Origin of the sequence: Paenibacillus zeirhizosphaerae (assembly GCF_030705605.1) — a bacterium.
GTDB lineage: Bacteria > Bacillota > Bacilli > Paenibacillales > Paenibacillaceae > Paenibacillus > Paenibacillus zeirhizosphaerae.
In genome coordinates, this window is record NZ_JAPCKK010000009.1 from 1 (window position 1) to 1,740 (window position 1,740).

Here is a 1,740-nt window from a genome sequence, read left to right on the forward strand (position 1 = left end):
TACAGAGATGTATCTTTCCTTCGGGACAGAGGAGACAGGTGGTGCATGGTTGTCGTCAGCTCGTGTCGTGAGATGTTGGGTTAAGTCCCGCAACGAGCGCAACCCTTGATCTTAGTTGCCAGCAGGTGAAGCTGGGCACTCTAAGGTGACTGCCGGTGACAAACCGGAGGAAGGTGGGGATGACGTCAAATCATCATGCCCCTTATGACCTGGGCTACACACGTACTACAATGGCCGGTACAACGGGAAGCGAAGTCGCGAGATGGAGCGAATCCTCAAAAGCCGGTCTCAGTTCGGATTGCAGGCTGCAACTCGCCTGCATGAAGTCGGAATTGCTAGTAATCGCGGATCAGCATGCCGCGGTGAATACGTTCCCGGGTCTTGTACACACCGCCCGTCACACCACGAGAGTTTACAACACCCGAAGTCGGTGGGGTAACCCGCAAGGGAGCCAGCCGCCGAAGGTGGGGTAGATGATTGGGGTGAAGTCGTAACAAGGTAGCCGTATCGGAAGGTGCGGCTGGATCACCTCCTTTCTATGGAGAATCGCTTCCTGCAATGGAAGCATTCAAATACGGCAGATGGAACATCTGCCACTGAAGATGATTTGGGTACGACACAGCTGTGTGTACGAAATCATCTTCGCAACTCACTCGTTGTTTGGTTTTGAGAGCTCAAACGCTCTCATTCGTTTGGTGGCGATAGCGGAGGGGTTCCACACGTACCCATCCCGAACACGACCGTTAAGTCCTCCAGCGCCGATGGTACTTGGACCGAAGGGTCCTGGGAGAGTAGGACGCTGCCAAGCGCAATCCCGAAAGGGTACAATCTTTCGGGATTTGTTATGGGCCCTTAGCTCAGCTGGTTAGAGCGCACCCCTGATAAGGGTGAGGTCGGTGGTTCGAGTCCACTAGGGCCCACCATTTAACTTTATACATTCTCTGTATGGGGCTATAGCTCAGCTGGGAGAGCGCCTGCCTTGCACGCAGGAGGTCAGGGGTTCGATCCCCCTTGGCTCCACCATACACTGTTCTCAGGAACAGATTTGCACCTTGAAAACTGGATACCGAAACGAAACATTGCGTTTTAGAACATCTTTTAGCTGAGCTTGTGTCGAAAGACCAAGATCAATAAAAGTAGCCAATAAAGAAAGATATTTTGCCTCTGGTAAAAATCACTTCTTTATTGAACATTGCGTTTACAAGTAAACGCTAGGTTAAGCTACAAAGAGCACACGGAGGATGCCTAGGCGCCAGAAGCCGACGAAGGACGTGGCGAACGACGAAATGCCTCGGGGAGCTGTAAGCAAGCTTTGATCCGGGGATGTCCGAATGGGGAAACCCGGCTGTCTTCATCGACAGTCACTATTCACTGAATACATAGGTGGATGAGAGGCATACCAGGGGAACTGAAACATCTAAGTACCCTGAGGAAGAGAAAACAATAGTGATTCCGTCAGTAGCGGCGAGCGAACGCGGAGTAGCCCAAACCAGGAAGCTTGCTTCCTGGGGTTGTGGGACGTCTCACATGGAGTTACAAAGGTGTATCGTAGATGAAGAGGTCTGGAAAGGCCCGCGATAGAGGTAACAGCCCTGTAGTTGAAAGGGTATACCCTCCGAGACGGATCCCGAGTAGTGCGGGGCACGTGAAACCCCGTATGAATCCGGCAGGACCATCTGCCAAGGCTAAATACTCTCTGGCGACCGATAGTGAAGCAGTACCGTGAGGGAAAGGTGAAAA

Annotated in this window: 2 tRNA genes and 3 rRNA genes; all 5 read left to right on the forward strand. The window is 52.2% G+C overall.

Annotated features, from left to right (window positions below):
- Positions 1-536: ribosomal RNA gene (locus OIN60_RS04155) — 16S ribosomal RNA — on the forward strand; the annotation flags it as partial.
- Positions 537-691: 155 nt separating this feature from the next.
- Positions 692-808, forward strand: a 5S ribosomal RNA gene (gene rrf / locus OIN60_RS04160).
- A 38-nt stretch (positions 809-846) separates the two neighbouring features.
- Positions 847-923 (forward strand) — tRNA-Ile (locus OIN60_RS04165).
- A 24-nt stretch (positions 924-947) separates the two neighbouring features.
- Positions 948-1,023 (forward strand) — tRNA-Ala (locus OIN60_RS04170).
- A gap of 191 nt (positions 1,024-1,214) precedes the next feature.
- Positions 1,215-1,740, forward strand: a 23S ribosomal RNA gene (locus OIN60_RS04175); the annotation flags it as partial.